Genomic DNA, 16,003 nt, shown 5'->3' with positions numbered 1-16,003 from the left:
GCGGACACCGCCTTACGTAGAAGTGGACGACCGGTTTGGAGCGGAAGACTGCTGGCCGAGCAGGGACCCGACGGCGGCGGCAGCCTCGGGCACCGCCGCAGCCACCGCCGGAGAGAGGCCGATGCCCTCGGACAGGTCTGCGGGGACACAGCCCACCACATACGTGGCAGGCAAGCCGCCGCCCATCGACCGAAGCCGGACCAGCACGGCCGCCGGGTCCATGCCGTGCGGGTCAAACGAGGCCCTGCTGTCCAGGTCCGCCGAGCTGACCTCCAGCACGCGGATGCTGCCGGGGGCCGAGACCCCGTCGGGCGGCACCGTGTCCACGAGGACCAGGGTGTCGACGCCGGCCAGGAGATCGTAGGCAAGGTGCATGCCGCGGATGCCGTAGTCCACCACCCGGACGCCAGGGGCGAGCGGCTGCGGCTGGGCGGCCAGGTGCCGCGCCACCTCGGGACCGAAGCCGTCGTCGTGCAGGAACATGTTCCCGACGCCGGCCACGAGGACGCTGGCGGCGGTCACATCCGCCGCACTTTCATGTACCGCCGGATATCCGGAACTGCACGGATCCCGACGTAGATGCCCCACAGTGCCATCACTGCCAGCACTGAAACTGTGGCCGTTCCTATTGCCTTCATTGCGGGGGTTCCTTTCCGTCCAGCGGTTCCAGTTCGTCGGGCGCATAGTAGAAGGACCGGCCGTAGCCCTCATGGAGATCCGCCGCCGGATCCTGCTCAAGGACGAGCCCGACGTGGGTGCTGCCGTCGACGTCGAAATGCACGCTGGTGACCCGCCCGGTCTGCCCGCCGAAAAACAGGTCCTGGGCATCGGCGCGGCGCTTCGGGTGCACCCTCACCCTGCTGCCGCGCGCCACCGCGACGCCGTTGATCACGACGGCGTCCTCGTCCGGCCGGACGCTGGCCTCCGCTTCGGGATTCCACCAGGGAACGTCCCCGCCCGCCGTGGTCCATGACTCAGAAGGATCTGGCGCGAATGCGTGCGGGTTCCGGAGGGCGCCGTGCAACTGCCGGAGGTCCTCCGGCGACATTGCCTCGCAGCGGTCGATAACGGCGGCAGCCCGCGGGTCCGTCGCCCGCGCCTCGGTCTTTTCCTCGTCGGTCAGCGTCAGCACCCGCAGCGTGAGGATCTCGTCGATCTCGGTGGAGTCGTAGAGCGCCACCGAACTTTCCGGGGCCACGGCGGGGTGGTCGTAGAGAATGATGGGCGAGATCAGCAGCACGTCGGTTTGGCCTTCGGGGCCGGCCAGCACGGGCCAGCAGCGGTGCTGGGAACACAGTCCGGCTGCCGTCTGCGCCCACGGCGGCGGGTCCAGCAGGGAGATGAAATCCCCGTCCCGCACACCGAGCAGCAGGTGCGCCCCGATGAAGGAGGCCGCAATCGCGTCCTGCCGGTTCCCGGCCGGCAGGGCATTGGCAGGCCGGCCACCGGACGGCACGGGATTGGCTGGCACGGGACCGGCCGTGTTGGCAGCGGTGACGCTGAGCCGCAGCAGCCCGCCGGTAGCTTCGGCGGCGTTGAGCCGCAGTTCACCGCGAAGAGCACGACGGCGGCGCACCAGTCGGCCGGCCGGACGCCCGCCGCCGTCCTTGAGTTCCTCGACGTCGACACCCTCCGGAACGTCCACGGTCAGGACCAGTCCGGCCCGGAGCTGGGCCGCGGAGAACGGGCCGAAGACCTTTTCCTGCTCGACTGCCTCGTCCCAGCTCAGCCAGTTCGCCCCGCCAACGGCGAGGCTGTCCACGGGAGTGAACCCGCCGCCGTCGTCCGCTATTTCTGCCGTGCGCGTCTGCAGCTGCAGGAAGCGGAAGTGGATGTCCAGCCCGACCCGGGCTCCGGGGGCGAGCAGGCAGTCGGCGGACATGGACGGTTCCTCCCCGCTGCCGTCCGCCGCGGCGCCCGGGGGACCCAGGATCCCGAACTGCCAGCGGGCCTGGTTCTTCTGGGAGGAGGCGCGGTAGGGGTAGAGCAGGTAGCCCTCGTAAAGGACGGCGTCGGCGACTGCGCGGGCTAGGGCCAGACCGGTGTTCATGGCCGATCCCCGGATACATCGGCGGCGGCCTGGGCGAGCAGTTTCTCCATCGTGGCTTCCCAGGACGTGAGGCCCCGTGAGGACTTGTACCGGGCGAGGGCGGCCAGGACGTCGCGGTCCAGGCGGATCCATCCCGCATTGGGGAAATACTGGTCCATCAGGCTGCGCCAGGCGGCGACAGGCAGCCGGTAGGACGCCTCGAGGTCCCACGGCACCTGTTCCACCGTGAACCCGGTCTGCCCCTTGGTGAAGACGGTGCCGGAGAACAGCAGCTCCAGCGGTATCTCGCCGTCGTGCAGGGCGTGCAGGTATTTGGCGGCGGCCACGTCGAAATCGAAGGTGCAGGGCAGCGGCAGGTCCACCTCCGTGCTGCCCGTGAAGCCCTGCACCATGGTGCTGCACTGCAACCAGACGAACGACTTGAGCGTGGTGGGCCAGCGGCCGCGGTCTCCGAAGAGGTCCAGGAGGCCGGTCTCCTCCCCGGGCGCGTAGCCGCGGCGCTGGGGCAGGATCCGCACCTGGCAGCGCAGCGCCACGGCGTGCACCACCGCACCGGTGCCTTCCGTCACCTGCAGCCTGGCCGTCAGCTGCGGGGCGGCGGCGTAGGGCTCGGGCCGGATCTCCAGGACGGCGAAGGAAAGTTCGGTCACCTGTAGCCTCCAGTGCCGGGTGATGCCTCGTTGCCGGAAGCAGTACTGCCGGAAGCCGCTGCGCCGGAAGCGGGTGCGCCGTCGGAGTCTGCCGGGGCCGGAACACTGCGGCGGCCAATCCTGTCGAAGAAGGCGGCGAGCTCATCACGTGCCTCCTGGCCGCCGTCGAACCCCCGCCAGAGGCGGCGCAGCCGGCCCACCAACTCGTAGCAGGCATCCACCGGAACGAGGTGGCAGTCCGCTGCGGACCTGCCCGGACCCGGACCGCGGATCAGCAGCGCCTCGGTGTCCGGCGCCGCCAGGCCGAGGGCCGGGCTGCAGGCCAGCACCGCGTCCCACGCCGCGAGAGGCAGTTCCGATTCCGTGGCCCCCGCCGGACCAGGGTAGAACGCCACCGTGCGGCCGAGTTTGGAACTGCGGAAGAAGAAGGCAAGGCCCACCGGAATTTCCAGTTCGTCCCACTGCCCCGGGCCGAGATCGAAGTCGGGGAAGGAGAGGTACCTATCAGGCACCGAGCGGTAGCGCATGTGCGCGGTGGCGTCTGTGAAGAGGAGGTAGCAGGGCCGGCAGGTGCACATCATCGCGTGGCTCTCCAGGTCCACCACGTGCTGGTGCGCGTCGGGAATCGGTTCGCCGCACATTTCGCAGCATTCCCCGGCCGCGGGAGCGGGCCGGTTCGCGGAAATCCGCCGCAACAGGGCCACCGGCAAGGCGCCGCTCGCCTGGCCGGTTCCCGCACCGCGACCTGTACCTCCTCCGTTCCCCACGCTCATCTCAGCGGTCCTGTCCCGCGGCTGCGTGCGGTGCCGGAGCTACGGCGGCCGACTCTGAGGCCGCTTCCGGCGGCGCAGAGTCTGCCGCGACCGCTCCCACAACGGACGCTCCCACAACGGACGCTGCCACGACTGACGCAGCCGCGACGGAGGCTGCGGCCACAGATACTGCAGCAGGCTCCCTGGCCGGCGGTCCGGGCTCTGCAGGTTCGGGCTTCGGCGGACTGTCCAGTCCGGCCGGTGTCACCACCGGGAGTGCCTGCACCGGGGTCACGGCCGCCGGCGTCAACGGGACCGGTGGAACCGGCAGCGGCACGGACTGCACGGACGCCGTCGGGACCGCCACGGACATCACGCCGTTCCGGACCAGCAGCGGAAGCGGCTCCAGGTGCAGGCCCTTGTCCTCGAGGCACATCCCCGCCCGCCGCACATCAAAGTGGCCGCGGCAGGTGGGGCAGGTGAGCAGGCCGCCGCCAACCGGCGCCGCGAGGGCGCGCTGCAGCACAGCGCCGGCCATCGAGCCGGTGCAGCGCGGGCAATAGTCCCGGTACGCGTAGATGTCCTGACCTGTCCGGCAGGCCAGCACGGCGTAGCCGCCGACGAGGAAACCTGCCACCTCGCCGGGTTCGAGCCCGGCGATCTCCGGAACGGGTTCCCACGTGCCGCCGGACATGTCGTGCCACGATTCCGCGGGCGTGCCGCCCGCCGGATTATTCACCCGGACCAGCAGCGAGTCCACCGGAATCAATGCCGGCGCACCCGGCTGCTTTTCCGCCTCGACGACGTCGATCGCCGTCACTTCCGGGGCGGCGTTCTGGATGGCCTCCTCGACGGCGTACTTGAGGGTGACGGACGACGACGGGCAGCCCTGGCAGGTGCCCAGCAGCTTGAGCCGCACCACGCCGTCGGGGCTGATGCCTTCCAGCTCCACGTCGCCGCCGTGGGAGCCCAGGTAGGGCCGGACGCTGTCCAGCGCCGCGGCCACCCGCGCCTCCATCGAATGGGGGTGCAGCCCGTGGATCACCAGGAGCCCGGCCACCAGGCTGTCCGCGGTCAGCGCTTCCAGCGTGTCGTCGTCGAGCTTTCCCTGGGCCTGCAGGATCTCCATGATCCGCTGCAGCCCCGCCCCGTAGAGGTCTGTCACCTGCCGGACCAGGTCCTCGGCACGGCCGCGGGCCACCGCCCCGCCGGAGCCGAGGGCATCGAGGAGTGTGCCGATCTGGTCGCCGTTCTGCAGCGGCGGCCGGTCCCCGCCGGGCATGGCCTACTCGCCGGTCAGGGTCTGGGTGGGGGAGTGCAGCATGTCCAGCGTCTGCCCGTTGCCCAGGTACATGTGGACACCGCAGGGCAGGCAGGGGTCGAAGCTGCGGACGGTGCGCATGATGTCAATGCCCTTGAAGTGCTCCCGGTCGTTCTCCTCGAAGATCGGCTGTCCCTGGACCGCGTCCTCATACGGACCGGCCACGCCGTTGGAATCGGTGGGGCTGGCGTTCCAGGGCGTGGGCGGGTAGGGGTGGTAGTTGGCGATCTTGCCGTCGCGGATCACCATGTGGTGGGACAGGACACCGCGGACCGCCTCGGTGAAGCCGCAGCCGATGCCTTCATCCGGGACCTCGAACGTTTCCCAGGTCTTGGTGCGGCCGGCGCGGATTTCCTCGAGGGCCTTTTCCGCGAAGTGCAGCGCAGCGGCCGCGGCGTAGGCCTGGAAGTAGGTGCGGGCGCGGTTGCGTTCGAGCGTGTTGCTCCACTGCGGGATCTTCCACTCGAAGGTGACAGGTCCCTTCAGCGCGGTCTTTGGCAGGTTGATCTGTACGCTCGTGCCGGTGGCCTTGATGTAGCCGATGTCCACGAGTCCGGCGAGCGCCGTGGCCCAGAGCCTTGCAAGCGGGCCGCCGCCGGTGTCCAGTGCGAGGTTGTCCTGTCCGTCGAACCAGCGCGGGGACATGACCCAGCTGTACTTGTCTTCGAGGTCGCGCTTCTGCGGCCGCGGGTTGGTGTGCTGGTTCCAGGGGTGCCTGCGGTCCACCGGGTTGCCCAGCGGATCGTGCGTGACGAACATTTCCTGGCCTTCCCAGTCCTCGTAGTACGAGGAACCGAGCATGATCCGCAGGCCCAGGTTGATGCGCACCAGGTCGGTGGTGACCAGCTGGCCGTCCACCACCACGCCGGGCGTGACGAACATCTTCCGGCCCCACTCGGTCATGTCCTTGTACTCGAAGTTGCAGTAGTCCGGGTCCTGCAGTGATCCCCAGCAGCCCAGCAGCGTCCGCCGCAGCCCTACCTGTTCGTAGCCCGGCAGAGCCTCGTAGAAGAAGTCGAACAGGTCGTCGTGCATGGGGACGACCTTCTTCATGAACTCGACGTAGCGCATGAGCCGGGTGAGATAGTCCGTCATCAGCTGGATGGTGGCTACTGTTCCCACGCCGCCCGGGTACAGCGTGGAGGGGTGCACGTGGCGGCCTTCCATGAGGCAGAACATTTCACGGGTTGCGCGGCTGACCTGCAGGGCTTCCCGGTAGAACTCGCCGGTGAACGGGTTCAGCGAGCGCATGATGTCGGCGATGGTCCGGTAGCCGTGGTCAGCCTCGTGCGGTGCCCTGGTGTTTTCCGCCTTGGCCAGGACACCGGGGTTGGTTTCGGAGACCATCTTTTCGCAGTAGTCCACGCCGACCAGGTTCTCCTGGAAGATGTTGTGGTCGAACATGTACTCGGCGGCCTCGCCCAGGTTGACGATCCATTCCCCCAGGTTCGGGGGCTTGACGCCGTAGGCCATGTTTTGCGTGTAGCAGGAGCAGGTGGCGTGGTTGTCGCCGCAGATCCCGCAGATGCGGCTGGTGATGAAGTGGGCGTCCCTCGGGTCCTTGCCCTTCATGAAGAGGGAGTAGCCGCGGAAGATCGAGGACGTGCTCTTGCACTCCACCACCTGGTTGTTTTCGAAATCGATCTTGGTATAGATGCCGAGGCTGCCGACGATCCTGGTGATCGGGTCCCAGTTCATCTCCACCAGGTTGTTGTTGCCCGTTCCGCTTCCGGAACCCATGGGAATTGTTGACGTCATTGTCTTCGCCTGTCTGGACGTGGGTGGGTTACCAGGTGCGCCGGGCCCCGGTGAGGAGCTCAGGTCCGGGCCGGCGCCACTTGGGCTCCTGGTCCAGGGTGTGCGTTGTGATGCCCCGCAGGGTCCGGATGGCGGAGCCGTAGGGCCTGATGGTGCTGGTGGAAAACTTGCCGCCGGGAGGCTCATCCATGAACGGCATGAACTTGTCCGGGAAGCCGGGCATGGTGCAGCCGATGCAGATGCCGCCGACGTTGGGGCAGCCGCCGATGCCGTTCATCCAGCCGCGCTTGGGCACGTTGCACTTCACCACGGGACCCCAGCAGCCGAGCTTGACGATGCACTTGGGGGAACCGTACTCGGTGGCGAAGTCGCCCTGCTCGTAGTAGCCGGCCCGGTCGCAGCCCTCGTGGACCGTCTTGCCGAACAGCCACGTGGGGCGCAATGCCTCATCCAGCGGAATCATTGGTGCCTGGCCGGTGGCCTGGTAGAGCAGGTAGGTCATGGTTTCGGAAAGGTTGTCAGGCTGGATCGGGCAGCCGGGCACGCACACGATGGGAATGCCGGCCTTGGACTTCCAGTCGTAGCCGAGGTAGTCCGGCACGCCCATGGCGCCGGTCGGGTTGCCCGCCATGGCGTGGATGCCGCCGTAGGTGGCGCACGTTCCGGCGGCGATGATGGCCGTGGCCTTGGGAGCCAGGCGGTCCAGCCACTCGCTGGTGGTGATCGGCTGCCCGGTCTCGAGGTCATTGCCGAACCCGCACCAGTAGCCGCCGGGGTCATGGAGTTTCTCGTTGGGGATGGAGCCCTCCACCACCAGCACGAACGGCTCCAGTTCGCCGCGGTCCGCCTTGCGGAACCATTCCAGAAAATCGTCGGCCCCTTCCTGCGGGCCACATTCAAAGTCGATCAGTGGCCAGTGCATGGCGATCTTCGGCAGGCCGGGCAGCGCCCCGAGGGCGATCTCCTCGACGCTCGGCTGGGTGGCCGCGGTCAGCGCCACCGAGTCGCCGTCACAACTGAGCCCTGCATTGATCCACAGCACGTGGATGAGGGCTTCTTCGGCCTTAAGGGAAGTTTCCGTAGGCATCGTTGCCTCTTTCAGTGCCCCTTGCGGGGTTCAGTGTGCTTCTGTCAGGGAACCGGCCAGGGGTTCAGGCCGGGAGGCCCCGGGGGTTGGCGCCGCCGCGGAGGAGGTGGCGCCGTCGAGCCAGCCGTACCAGGCGGCGAGGCCTTCGCCGGTGGTGGCGGACAGCGTAAGGAATTCGGCCCGCGGATTGATCTGCCGGACGCGCCGCAGGCACTGGTCGATGTCGAAGTCAACGTAGGGGAGCAGGTCCGACTTGTTGACGATCACGAGGTCGGCTGCCATGAACATGTGCGGATATTTCTGGGGTTTGTCATCACCTTCCGTTACCGAGACGATCACCACCTTGGCCGTTTCGCCGAGGTCAAAAAGCGCGGGGCAGACGAGGTTGCCCACATTTTCAATGAAGACCGTTGAGCCCGGTTCCGGGGACAGCGCATCAAGGCCGTGCCGGAGCATGTCGGCGTCGAGGTGGCAGCCCGCTCCGGTGTTGATCTGGATGACGGGGCGCCCGGTGGCGCGGATGCGGTCCGCGTCGAGGGATGTCTCCTGGTCACCTTCGATGACGCCCGCGTTCAGGCGTCCGCCGAGCTCCGTCAGGGTGCGGACCAGGAGGGTGGTCTTGCCCGCGCCCGGTGAACTCATGACGTTGAACGCGCGGACTCCCCGGCCGGCAAGCCAGCCGCGGTTCGTGGCGGCCAGCAGGTCGTTCTTGGCCAGCAGGTTCTGTTCGAGCACGATGGTCTCCGTGCCCGGCTCCGCATGACGGTGCCCGTTGGCCTGCCCGTGGTGGTGGTCAGGGGAGTCTGCGTGCTCGTGGGTATAGATGCGCCCGTGCTCGTCGGCATGGCTGTGCACGTGCCCCGGCCCGGGTGTCTGCAGTTCGCCTGCAAGGTTTGAGATGCGGGTGCCGGCCTCGTCGCCGCAACCGCATGTTGTACACATGTCCTATGCCACCTCCACGGACATCAGCATCAGCTCACGGCCGCTGAGGACTTCGACGTCCGCGCTTCCGCAAGGGCAAAGCAGTATGAGATCGCTCAGGGAAAATTCGTCCTGGCAGCTGCGGCACCGCCCCCGGCCCTGCGGTTCATCGATGTGCAGCCGCGCGCCGGCCAGCGGAGTGCCCGCCGCCGCCACGTCAAAACAAAAGCGCACCGCATCAGCCAGTACGCCCGAAAGGGGGCCGATCCTCAGGTTGACCGCCGTGACCGTCCGTTCGCCTGTGCGGTTGAGAACGGCGTCGACAAGGCCCTGCGTGATGGAGAGTTCGTGCATGATCGCGCCCCTTCCTGCCAAGATAGGCTCGCGCCAGACAAAACGCAACCGCCCAAACCCCGCCCGCCGCTCCCCGGCGCGAACGTACAGTTGAGGCCCCTGGGCGCCGGAATTTGGGGCCTCAAGTGCCGTTCGCGCTGTGGCTGCCACACCCGGCGCTAGGGTTGGAGGATGCCGTCCTTCCAGACCAGACTCAAGATCACCGGGCTGAAGCCGGGCAACCCTCCCGAAGCCGTGATGGACACCGCTGTGGAGGTGCTGGGGTCGCGGCACCATGTGGAGTCGCACCAGCTGGAGCTGGCCGGCGGCGTGCCGCAGCTGAACCTGCGGTTCCTCGTGGAGCCCGCCGAATACAACAGTGAGAACAGCGCGGCGTTGGAATCGGCAGCCGTGATGCGCGACGCCGTCGAACGCGTTGCGCTGACAGGCTCGCTTTCGGTGCTCCGCCGCAGCCGCGGCCGCTGGGCGCCCGTCTAACCTTGGGTGTTGAAGGCTCAGGCGCCCGGAGCCTGGGTGCCCGGCTCGGGGGCGCTGCCCGGTTCGTCCACCGGGGACCTGTCGCCGCGCCGGCGGGTGACGATCAGGCCCACGACGGCGCCGATCACCAGGCCGACAGCCACCCCGATCAGCGAACTCGCCCAGAACGGCAGCCGCGTGGTGGAGCCCGTGAAGTAGCCGAGGCCCACGAGCCACGTCGCCCACAGCACGGCCCCCAGCCCGGCGCACAGGCTGAAGCCCCGGGTGGAGACGTCGGCGATGCCCGCGGCGGCCGACGTCGCAAGCCGCCCTCCCGGGATGAACCGGGCGCCGATGATCGTTCCGTAGGCGGAGGACCGGCCCGCCTTGGCGATAGCCTCGTGGATGCCGCGGTGGACTTTCCGGCCCCAGGTCCAGCGGTCCAGGATGTGGCTCAGCCGGCGCTTGAACAGCTGGAACACCACCATGTCGCCCAGCCATGATGCGGTGGCGGACAGGGCGCCGACCAGGAACAGGTTGGCCCGGCCCGCGGCGGACAGGGCACCGCCCGTGATCAGCACCATCTCGGACGGGATCGGCGGAAAGATGGCATCGCCGAGGACAGCGGGAATGATCCAGAAGTAGATCGCAGTGCTCCACGTGTCCGGATTGCCGAAGTCCATCTGCACAACGTACCGCACACGGAACGCCGGCGGACCCTCTACGCCTGGGCGGGGGACAGTGCCACACTGGCTGCATGCGGATAGAGATCGTTGAGGGTGACATCACCGGACGGCCAGTGGACGCGGTGGTGAATGCGGCCAACTCCTCGCTGCTGGGAGGCGGCGGCGTGGACGGGGCGATCCACAGAGCCGCAGGGCCGGAACTGTTGGCCGCCTGCCGCGAGCTGATGGCGACGACGCTCCGGGACGGGCTGCCGGTGGGGGCTGCCGTGGCCACACCCGGGTTCGGCCTGCCGGCACAATGGGTCATCCACACCGTCGGCCCCAACCGCAACGCAGGGCAGACCAACCCTGCGCTGCTGGCATCGTGCTTCACCGAGAGCTTGCGGGTTGCAGAGGGCCTCGGGGTCCGGTCGCTGGCGTTTCCCGCGGTGAGCGCCGGGGTCTATGGGTGGGACGCCCGCCAGGTGGCGCAGGTTGCTTTCGACGCTGTCCGGTCCTATGGCGCCCGCTCTACCGAAGGCGGCGTGGAGCTCGTGGAGTTTGTGCTCTTCAGCCCGGAAACCGTGGCGGTCTTCCGGGATGTCCTTGAGGGTGCTGGCTAGCGGACTCCGCTCAGCTGGAGCCGGCTGCGGTACTCGACCGGCGCCTTGGTGATGGGGTCCACGAACCGGATGCCGCGGGCCAGCAGCTGGAGCGGCTTCGTGTAGTCGTCCGGCGCCTTGTCCAGCAGCTCGGGATAGAACGAATCGTGCAGGATGCCCAGCCCCAGCGAGGCCATGTGCACCCGGAGCTGGTGCGTCTTCCCGGAGTGCGGTTCGAGCCGGTACAGGCCAAGGCGGCCGGCCCCGGCTGATGTGCGGCGGGGATCACCTCCGTCGAACGTCCGCAGCAGGTCGATGCGGGTCTCCGCATTCGCCTCGCCCTCGATCACCTCCGCCAGGAGATAGCTGCGGGACTTGGTCATCCGGTTGCGGACCACCACCGGGAAGCCGACGGCGGGATGCCCGGCGGCCGGTTCTGCGGCGGACACGCACTCGTACTCTTTCTGGACCTGGCGCTTCTCGAACAGCACCTGGTACTTACCGCGGGTCTCCGGGTTCGTCGACAGCAGGAGGATGCCGGCGGTCATGCGGTCCAGGCGGTGCATGGGGATCAGGTCCGGCAGGTCCAGCTGGTTCCGGAGCCGGACGAGGGCGGATTCCTGGATGTAGGTGCCGCCCGGGGTGGTGGGCAGGAAGTGGGGCTTGTCCACCACGAGGATGTGCTCGTCCTGGTGCAGGATGCTCAGCTCCACGGGCAGCCGGGTTTCCGGCGGGAGCGTGCGGTAGTACCAGATGAAGGTGTGGTCCTCGAGCCTGGTGCCGCGGTGCAGGGGGATGCCGCCCTCGCCCACGATCTCGCCGGCGTCGAACCTGTCCTCGATGCCCTGGGGGTCGATGTGGCCCCAGCGGTGCATCATGTAGTCCATTGCGGTGTCCCACGGGCCCTCGTCCGGGAGGCGCAGGCGGGTCGCGTTCACGCCGTCGCGCACGGGAAGGGGGGATTGCATCACCGGTCCATTCTACTTTGCGCCCGGTTCCTGCTCGCTTCCCGGCCCCCGGCCCGGTCCCCCCGTTTCGACGGTTCCCTGCGCATACGACGGTCCGTGCCGTCGTGCGGGCAGGGAACCGTCGAAACGGCAACGGATGATAAAAAAGTTCTTGACAAATAAAATTGTCGGTGAAGATACTTGAAGCATGTTGGACATCGAAGTGATCGAGGACCCGGCGGCGGCGGAGGCTTCGCTGGATCCCATCCGGACGCGGATCCTCCAGGAGCTGGCCGAGCCCGGCTCGGCCACGCAGCTCGCCGCGAAGGTGGGGTTGCCGCGGCAGAAGGTGAACTACCACCTCAAGGCACTCGAGCGGCACGGCCTCGTGGAGCTGGTGGAGGAACGCCGGAAGGGCAACGTCACCGAGCGCGTGCTGCGGGCCACCGCTGCCTCCTACCTCATCTCCCCGGTGGCGCTTCAGTCGGTGGCGCCGGACCCGCGCCGTTTTGCGGACCGGTTCTCGGCCTTCTGGCTGCTGGCGCTCGCCGGCCGCATGGTCCAGGAAATGGGGAAGCTCATTGCCGGTGCTGCTGCCGCGCGGCAGAAGCTGGCCACGTTCGCCATCGACGGCGAAATCACCTTCCGCACGGCCGCGGACCGGGCCGCCTTCGCTGAGGACCTCGGCGTGGCGGTCACCCGGCTCGTGGACAAGTACCACCATGCCGGTGCCGGCGGACGGAAGCACCGGCTCGTCGTCGCGCTTCACCCGGCACTCAAGCCGGAAACGCAAGACTCAACCAAAACCATCCCAGCCAAGGAGCAGGACAATGACTGACGACCGGAAATTCGAGATTGTTTTTGACACCGAGCTGCCAGGCACCCCGGAACGGGTCTGGGAAGCCGTCACCAAGGGCACCCCGGGCTGGATGTTCCCGACCGACCAGTGGCCGGACGTGAAGACCGTTGAGGAGTATCCGCACCACCTGGTCTCGCGGATGGACGGTCCGGACGGCTGGTTCAATCAGCTCGAGCACGTGCTGGAGCCGGTCGACGGCGGCCGGGCCAGGCTCCACTACGTCCACAGCGGCATCTTCGCGGACGACTGGGATCAGCAGTACGACGGCGCCAGCAAGCACACCGAGTTCTACCTCCACACCCTGGGCCAGTACCTGCAGCACTTCGACGGTCAGCCTGTGGTTTTCACGGACATCCAGGCGCCGGCCGCGTCGCAGACGCCTGACGGCTTTGCCCGGCTCAAGAAGGCGCTCGGCGTGGACGGCGCGTCCCAGGGCGACGCTTTTGATGTGGAGGTCGACGGCGTTGGGCGGCTCACGGGGCAGGTGGACTTTTCCAACGCGAACTTCCTGGGCCTCCGGACCGTGGACACCCTCTACCGCTTCTTCGGCCGTAATGCGTTCGGCGCACCCGTCGGCATGACCGTCCACGACTTCAGCGGCAGCGGCGATTCCGGGGCCACCGCCCAGGCCTGGGGTGCGTACCTCGGTAAGGTCTACGCCTAGTCCACTGGCTCAGGGTCCGCTGGCTCAGGCCGTCCAGCCGCGGATCATCGCGTCCAGCGCGGAGGAGTACGCCGCCGGCCAGTCGGTTTCCGGTGGGCCGACGCGCGCCAGTTCCAGGCTCACGAGGCCATGGACCTGTCCCCAGATGGCCGTGGCAACTGCTTCCACCGGTGCCTGCAGCAAGGTGCCGGCGGACTGTGCCGACGCCACCGCCTCAACCAGCGGCGCCATGGCACCGGCGGCGACCTCGGGGCTTGGCTGGCACTCGGTGTAGGCCGCCATGGCACCGCCGAACATCAGGCGGTACAGCGCCTGGTGCTCCAAAGCCCAGGTCCGGTATGCGACTCCGAGGCTGCGGAGTCCGCCGGGTGCGGCGGCTTGCTGGGAATCGTGGAAGGACTGGAATCCATGGTCCATCACGGCGGTCAGGAGCTGGGATTTCCCGCCGAAGAGCGAGTAGATGGCGGTGGTGGATGTCTGCGCGGCTGCTGCCACGTCGCGCAGTGTCACCCGGCCGGGCCCCTCGCTGGCGACGAGGTCGGCCGTGGCGGTGAGAAGCTCCTCCCGGAGCGCCTCGTTATGAAGTACAGGTCTTGCCATGGGTTCCATTGTTTCATAACATCGTTTCGTAACAAGGTTATAAAACGTTGTTATCTAGCATCGACACACCATTCCAGGGAACGTGGTTCCGGAAGTGAGAAAGTCCCCATGAGTCAGAACGCATATCCGGGCCGCTTCACCGCGGACGTCCAGCGCGGGTCCGTGACCGTCTTCCTCATCGGCATGCGTGCGAACCGGTGGTGGAAGGTGGGAACGGTGGCCAAGGTCGCCGCGGCAATGCCCCGGATGCTCCGCGACCTCGCCGGGAACCCGGCGTCGGGCATGCTGGGGTGCGAACAGTGGTTTGGGCGCACCACCGTCATGGTCAGCTACTGGGAAAGCCCGGAGCACCTGCAGAAGTTTGCGGCGGACCGGGACTCCCCGCACCTCGAGCCGTGGCGCCGGTTCATGAAGGAAGTGGCCGGTTCGGGGGATGTGGGCGTGTGGCATGAGACGTACCACGTGCCTGCCGAGGGGATCGAGACCATCTACAACGGCATGCCGCTCTTTGGCCTGGCCAAGGCCACGGCGCAGGTGGCCGTCGGCCCTGGCACCAACACGGCGCGGCAGCGCATCGGGCGGCCGGCGGCACCCGGCGCAGGCAGACGGCCGGCCGGCACGGCGTGAACTGAGGCAGCTTCCCGCCCTGCGACGCGCTATCCGCCGGGCGACGCGCATCTTGCCGCGGGACACCCGAATTCCCGTGTCGCCGGGCGCTTTTCGCGTCGCCGGGCCCTTTCGGTGTCGCGAGGCACTATCCGAGTCGTGGGGGCGGAAGTGTGTCCCCAGTCCCCGCCGACTGTCACTAACGCCTGTGGTCAATACACCTAGGCGATGGCGGCGGCGGGGGAGTCCCTGAGGGTCCGCCGCAGCTGCGGGGCCGCATCCAGCCTCTCGTGGGCAGCCCGCAGCGCGAGGACTGCGGTTTCCAGTTGCTCCGGCGGCAGTGTGAACGGAATACGGAGGAAGTTCTCGAACACCCCGCCCATGCCGAAGCGCGGCCCGGCAGCGAGGCGGATTCCGAAGTCCGGGGCGATTACCGTCAGGGCCGTGCTGCTGGGTGAGGGCAGGCGGCACCAGACCGCCAGGCCGCCGTCGGGCCTTTCCGCCTCCCACCGCGGCAGGTGGGCCTTGAGCAGCTCCAGCAGCGCGGAACGGTTCTCGCGGAGCGCGGACAGGCGGGCGGGCAAGGGGTCGGCCAGGTTCCGCACAAGGTGCGCCGCCGCAAGCTGCTCCACCACAGGACCGCCCAGATCCATCGTGGTCCGGACCGCCGCGAACCGCTGGACCAGACCCTCCGACGCACGGATCCAGCCCGTGCGCATGCCCGCCCAGTGGGACTTGCTCAGCGAGCCGATGGATACCACCGACGAACTGAACGAAGCCAGCGGAGCCGTTGTGCCGCCGTCGAGATTCAGCGCACGGAGCGTCTCATCCACCACCAGGACCGTGCCCGACGCCGCGGCGGCGCGGACCAGCCGGCGGCGCTGCGCGTCCGGCATCAGCCGGCCGGTGGGGTTGTGGAAATCCGGGACCGTATAGAACATGCGGGGGCGCTGCTGCATCAGGGCCGACTCGATCGCGTCCAGGTCCCAGCCCCGCTCGGGTGCGGGCGGAAGGGGCGCCGGCATCATGCGGCAGCCGGTCGAGCGGATGGCGTCGAGCGCGTTGGGGTAGGTCGGCTGCTCGACGAGGACCTTGTCCTGCTTGCCGACCAGCGCCCGCAGCACGATGTTGAGGGCATGCTGCGCGCCGGACGTCACCAGGATCTGCCCGGCCGTGGTGGGCACGCCGGCGTCGGCATAATCGCCGGCAATCGCCTCCCGAAGTGCCGGCACGCCGAGGGCGTCGTAGCCGAAGCCGGGCAGCAGGGCGGGCAGTTCGGTGATGGCCGCGGCGAAGGCCTGGTGGACCGCCTCACCGCTGGCGGGGAGCGACGCGTACGCCAGGTCGATGACGCCGTCGGGGACAGCCAGGCCCGGAGCCCCCAACAACGCGGCCCGCGAGTCCCGCCCCTGACCCGCCGCGTATGCCGTCCGCGGCAGGCAGGTGCGGCCGCGCGTTCCCTGGCCACTGCTCAGGAACCCCTGTTCGCGCAGGCTGGAATATGCCGCCGTCACGGTGGTGCGGCTGACGGCGAGGGTGGCGGACAGCGTCCGTTCGCTGGGCAGTGCCGTGCCGAGCGGGATGCGCCCGTCAAGGACCAGAAGACGCACGACGTCGGCGAGCTCGCGGTAGGCGGGGGCGTTGCCGTGGTGCCACTGGCCCAGGAGACGGGCGAGGGCGGTGGGCGTGAGTGATCCGGACATGAGGCCAG

Annotated in this window: 19 protein-coding genes; 5 read left to right on the top strand and 14 right to left on the bottom strand. The window is 68.4% G+C overall.

The genetic code is table 11. The features are described 5' to 3' along the window. Window positions 1-12 precede the first annotated feature (12 nt). From R5O87_RS10210 to R5O87_RS10165, 10 genes are all read right to left on the bottom strand, one after another. Complete coding sequence (locus R5O87_RS10210; protein ID WP_410555201.1) at window positions 13-522, bottom strand: hydrogenase maturation protease; 510 nt, start codon at window positions 520-522, stop codon at window positions 13-15. After that, window positions 519-638, bottom strand: coding sequence for a DUF6893 family small protein (locus R5O87_RS10205; protein ID WP_410555200.1), 120 nt, complete (start codon window positions 636-638; stop codon window positions 519-521). The genes R5O87_RS10210 and R5O87_RS10205 overlap by 4 nt, the downstream gene beginning before the upstream one ends. After that, window positions 635-2,050, bottom strand: a complete 1,416-nt coding sequence (locus R5O87_RS10200) for a hypothetical protein (RefSeq protein ID WP_410555199.1) — start codon at window positions 2,048-2,050, stop codon at window positions 635-637. The genes R5O87_RS10205 and R5O87_RS10200 overlap by 4 nt, the downstream gene beginning before the upstream one ends. Further along, window positions 2,047-2,700, bottom strand: a complete 654-nt coding sequence (locus tag R5O87_RS10195; RefSeq protein WP_410555198.1) for a DUF6084 family protein — start codon at window positions 2,698-2,700, stop codon at window positions 2,047-2,049. The genes R5O87_RS10200 and R5O87_RS10195 overlap by 4 nt, the downstream gene beginning before the upstream one ends. After that, window positions 2,697-3,341, bottom strand: coding sequence for a DUF5947 family protein (locus R5O87_RS10190; RefSeq protein ID WP_410555197.1), 645 nt, complete (start codon window positions 3,339-3,341; stop codon window positions 2,697-2,699). Before R5O87_RS10190 ends, R5O87_RS10195 begins: the two co-directional genes overlap by 4 nt. A 133-nt stretch (window positions 3,342-3,474) precedes the next feature. Beyond that, a complete protein-coding gene (locus R5O87_RS10185; protein ID WP_410555196.1) occupies window positions 3,475-4,734 on the bottom strand; it encodes a NifU family protein in 1,260 nt (419 codons plus the stop codon). A gap of 3 nt (window positions 4,735-4,737) precedes the next feature. Further along, a complete protein-coding gene (locus tag R5O87_RS10180; RefSeq protein ID WP_410555195.1) occupies window positions 4,738-6,531 on the bottom strand; it encodes a nickel-dependent hydrogenase large subunit in 1,794 nt (597 codons plus the stop codon). Between the two features lie 28 nt (window positions 6,532-6,559). Next, window positions 6,560-7,618, bottom strand: a complete 1,059-nt coding sequence (locus tag R5O87_RS10175; protein WP_307025352.1) for an NADH-quinone oxidoreductase subunit B family protein — start codon at window positions 7,616-7,618, stop codon at window positions 6,560-6,562. A 30-nt stretch (window positions 7,619-7,648) separates the two neighbouring features. Further along, window positions 7,649-8,560, bottom strand: coding sequence for a hydrogenase nickel incorporation protein HypB (gene hypB, locus R5O87_RS10170; protein WP_410555194.1), 912 nt, complete (start codon window positions 8,558-8,560; stop codon window positions 7,649-7,651). 3 nt (window positions 8,561-8,563) lie between these two features. Next, the gene (locus R5O87_RS10165; RefSeq protein ID WP_410555193.1) at window positions 8,564-8,893 is read right to left on the bottom strand and encodes a hydrogenase maturation nickel metallochaperone HypA/HybF; all 330 of its coding nucleotides are present in this window, start codon (window positions 8,891-8,893) and stop codon (window positions 8,564-8,566) included. A gap of 171 nt (window positions 8,894-9,064) precedes the next feature. Here R5O87_RS10165 and R5O87_RS10160 point away from each other — a divergent pair, with 171 nt between their 5' ends. Further along, a complete protein-coding gene (locus R5O87_RS10160) occupies window positions 9,065-9,370 on the top strand; it encodes a hypothetical protein (RefSeq protein ID WP_410555192.1) in 306 nt (101 codons plus the stop codon). 17 nt (window positions 9,371-9,387) lie between these two features. Here R5O87_RS10160 and R5O87_RS10155 read toward each other — a convergent pair whose 3' ends face one another. Beyond that, on the bottom strand, window positions 9,388-10,032 hold the full coding sequence (locus R5O87_RS10155; RefSeq protein WP_410555191.1) for a DedA family protein: 645 nt from the start codon (window positions 10,030-10,032) through the stop codon (window positions 9,388-9,390). A gap of 74 nt (window positions 10,033-10,106) precedes the next feature. Here R5O87_RS10155 and R5O87_RS10150 point away from each other — a divergent pair, with 74 nt between their 5' ends. After that, window positions 10,107-10,637, top strand: a complete 531-nt coding sequence (locus R5O87_RS10150) for an O-acetyl-ADP-ribose deacetylase (protein WP_410555190.1) — start codon at window positions 10,107-10,109, stop codon at window positions 10,635-10,637. Here R5O87_RS10150 and R5O87_RS10145 read toward each other — a convergent pair. After that, window positions 10,634-11,584 carry an RluA family pseudouridine synthase gene (locus R5O87_RS10145; RefSeq protein ID WP_410555253.1) on the bottom strand — a complete coding sequence of 317 codons (951 nt, stop codon included), beginning with the start codon at window positions 11,582-11,584 and terminating at the stop codon, window positions 10,634-10,636. The two genes, R5O87_RS10150 and R5O87_RS10145, sit on opposite strands and share 4 nt — an antisense overlap. A gap of 187 nt (window positions 11,585-11,771) precedes the next feature. On the opposite strand from R5O87_RS10145, the gene R5O87_RS10140 reads away from it, so the two are divergent. Beyond that, window positions 11,772-12,401, top strand: coding sequence for a helix-turn-helix domain-containing protein (locus R5O87_RS10140; RefSeq protein ID WP_410555189.1), 630 nt, complete (start codon window positions 11,772-11,774; stop codon window positions 12,399-12,401). Beyond that, a complete protein-coding gene (locus tag R5O87_RS10135) occupies window positions 12,394-13,086 on the top strand; it encodes an SRPBCC family protein (RefSeq protein WP_410555188.1) in 693 nt (230 codons plus the stop codon). The genes R5O87_RS10140 and R5O87_RS10135 overlap by 8 nt, the downstream gene beginning before the upstream one ends. Before the next feature lie 24 nt (window positions 13,087-13,110). Here R5O87_RS10135 and R5O87_RS10130 read toward each other — a convergent pair whose 3' ends face one another. Then, window positions 13,111-13,686, bottom strand: a complete 576-nt coding sequence (locus R5O87_RS10130; protein WP_410555187.1) for a WHG domain-containing protein — start codon at window positions 13,684-13,686, stop codon at window positions 13,111-13,113. A gap of 108 nt (window positions 13,687-13,794) precedes the next feature. Here R5O87_RS10130 and R5O87_RS10125 point away from each other — a divergent pair, with 108 nt between their 5' ends. Then, the gene (locus R5O87_RS10125) at window positions 13,795-14,313 is read left to right on the top strand and encodes a DUF4188 domain-containing protein (protein WP_410555186.1); all 519 of its coding nucleotides are present in this window, start codon (window positions 13,795-13,797) and stop codon (window positions 14,311-14,313) included. A gap of 200 nt (window positions 14,314-14,513) precedes the next feature. On the opposite strand, the gene yczR is transcribed toward R5O87_RS10125, so the two are convergent. Continuing rightward, complete coding sequence (gene yczR / locus R5O87_RS10120; protein WP_410555185.1) at window positions 14,514-15,995, bottom strand: MocR-like transcription factor YczR; 1,482 nt, start codon at window positions 15,993-15,995, stop codon at window positions 14,514-14,516. Window positions 15,996-16,003 lie beyond the last annotated feature (8 nt).

The organism is Arthrobacter globiformis (genome assembly GCF_046536215.2).
Lineage (GTDB): Bacteria > Actinomycetota > Actinomycetes > Actinomycetales > Micrococcaceae > Arthrobacter > Arthrobacter globiformis_E.
The sequence above is the reverse complement of the archived record's forward strand: the minus strand, read 5'-3'. Positions and strand labels throughout refer to the sequence as shown.

Bases quoted from the DNA above. Each gene is read 5' to 3' on its own strand.
- R5O87_RS10125 (WP_410555186.1), top strand. From the start codon at position 13,795: ATGAGTCAGAACGCATATCCGGGCCGCTTCACCGCGGACGTCCAGCGC.
- yczR (WP_410555185.1), bottom strand. From the start codon at position 15,995: ATGTCCGGATCACTCACGCCCACCGCCCTCGCCCGTCTCCTGGGCCAG.
- R5O87_RS10150 (WP_410555190.1), top strand. From the start codon at position 10,107: ATGCGGATAGAGATCGTTGAGGGTGACATCACCGGACGGCCAGTGGAC.
- R5O87_RS10140 (WP_410555189.1), top strand. From the start codon at position 11,772: ATGTTGGACATCGAAGTGATCGAGGACCCGGCGGCGGCGGAGGCTTCG.
- R5O87_RS10160 (WP_410555192.1), top strand. From the start codon at position 9,065: ATGCCGTCCTTCCAGACCAGACTCAAGATCACCGGGCTGAAGCCGGGC.
- R5O87_RS10165 (WP_410555193.1), bottom strand. From the start codon at position 8,893: ATGCACGAACTCTCCATCACGCAGGGCCTTGTCGACGCCGTTCTCAAC.
- R5O87_RS10135 (WP_410555188.1), top strand. From the start codon at position 12,394: ATGACTGACGACCGGAAATTCGAGATTGTTTTTGACACCGAGCTGCCA.
- R5O87_RS10130 (WP_410555187.1), bottom strand. From the start codon at position 13,686: ATGGCAAGACCTGTACTTCATAACGAGGCGCTCCGGGAGGAGCTTCTC.
- R5O87_RS10155 (WP_410555191.1), bottom strand. From the start codon at position 10,032: ATGGACTTCGGCAATCCGGACACGTGGAGCACTGCGATCTACTTCTGG.
- R5O87_RS10145 (WP_410555253.1), bottom strand. From the start codon at position 11,584: ATGCAATCCCCCCTTCCCGTGCGCGACGGCGTGAACGCGACCCGCCTG.
- hypB (WP_410555194.1), bottom strand. From the start codon at position 8,560: ATGTGTACAACATGCGGTTGCGGCGACGAGGCCGGCACCCGCATCTCA.
- R5O87_RS10185 (WP_410555196.1), bottom strand. From the start codon at position 4,734: ATGCCCGGCGGGGACCGGCCGCCGCTGCAGAACGGCGACCAGATCGGC.
- R5O87_RS10200 (WP_410555199.1), bottom strand. From the start codon at position 2,050: ATGAACACCGGTCTGGCCCTAGCCCGCGCAGTCGCCGACGCCGTCCTT.
- R5O87_RS10205 (WP_410555200.1), bottom strand. From the start codon at position 638: ATGAAGGCAATAGGAACGGCCACAGTTTCAGTGCTGGCAGTGATGGCA.
- R5O87_RS10180 (WP_410555195.1), bottom strand. From the start codon at position 6,531: ATGACGTCAACAATTCCCATGGGTTCCGGAAGCGGAACGGGCAACAAC.
- R5O87_RS10175 (WP_307025352.1), bottom strand. From the start codon at position 7,618: ATGCCTACGGAAACTTCCCTTAAGGCCGAAGAAGCCCTCATCCACGTG.
- R5O87_RS10190 (WP_410555197.1), bottom strand. From the start codon at position 3,341: ATGTGCGGCGAACCGATTCCCGACGCGCACCAGCACGTGGTGGACCTG.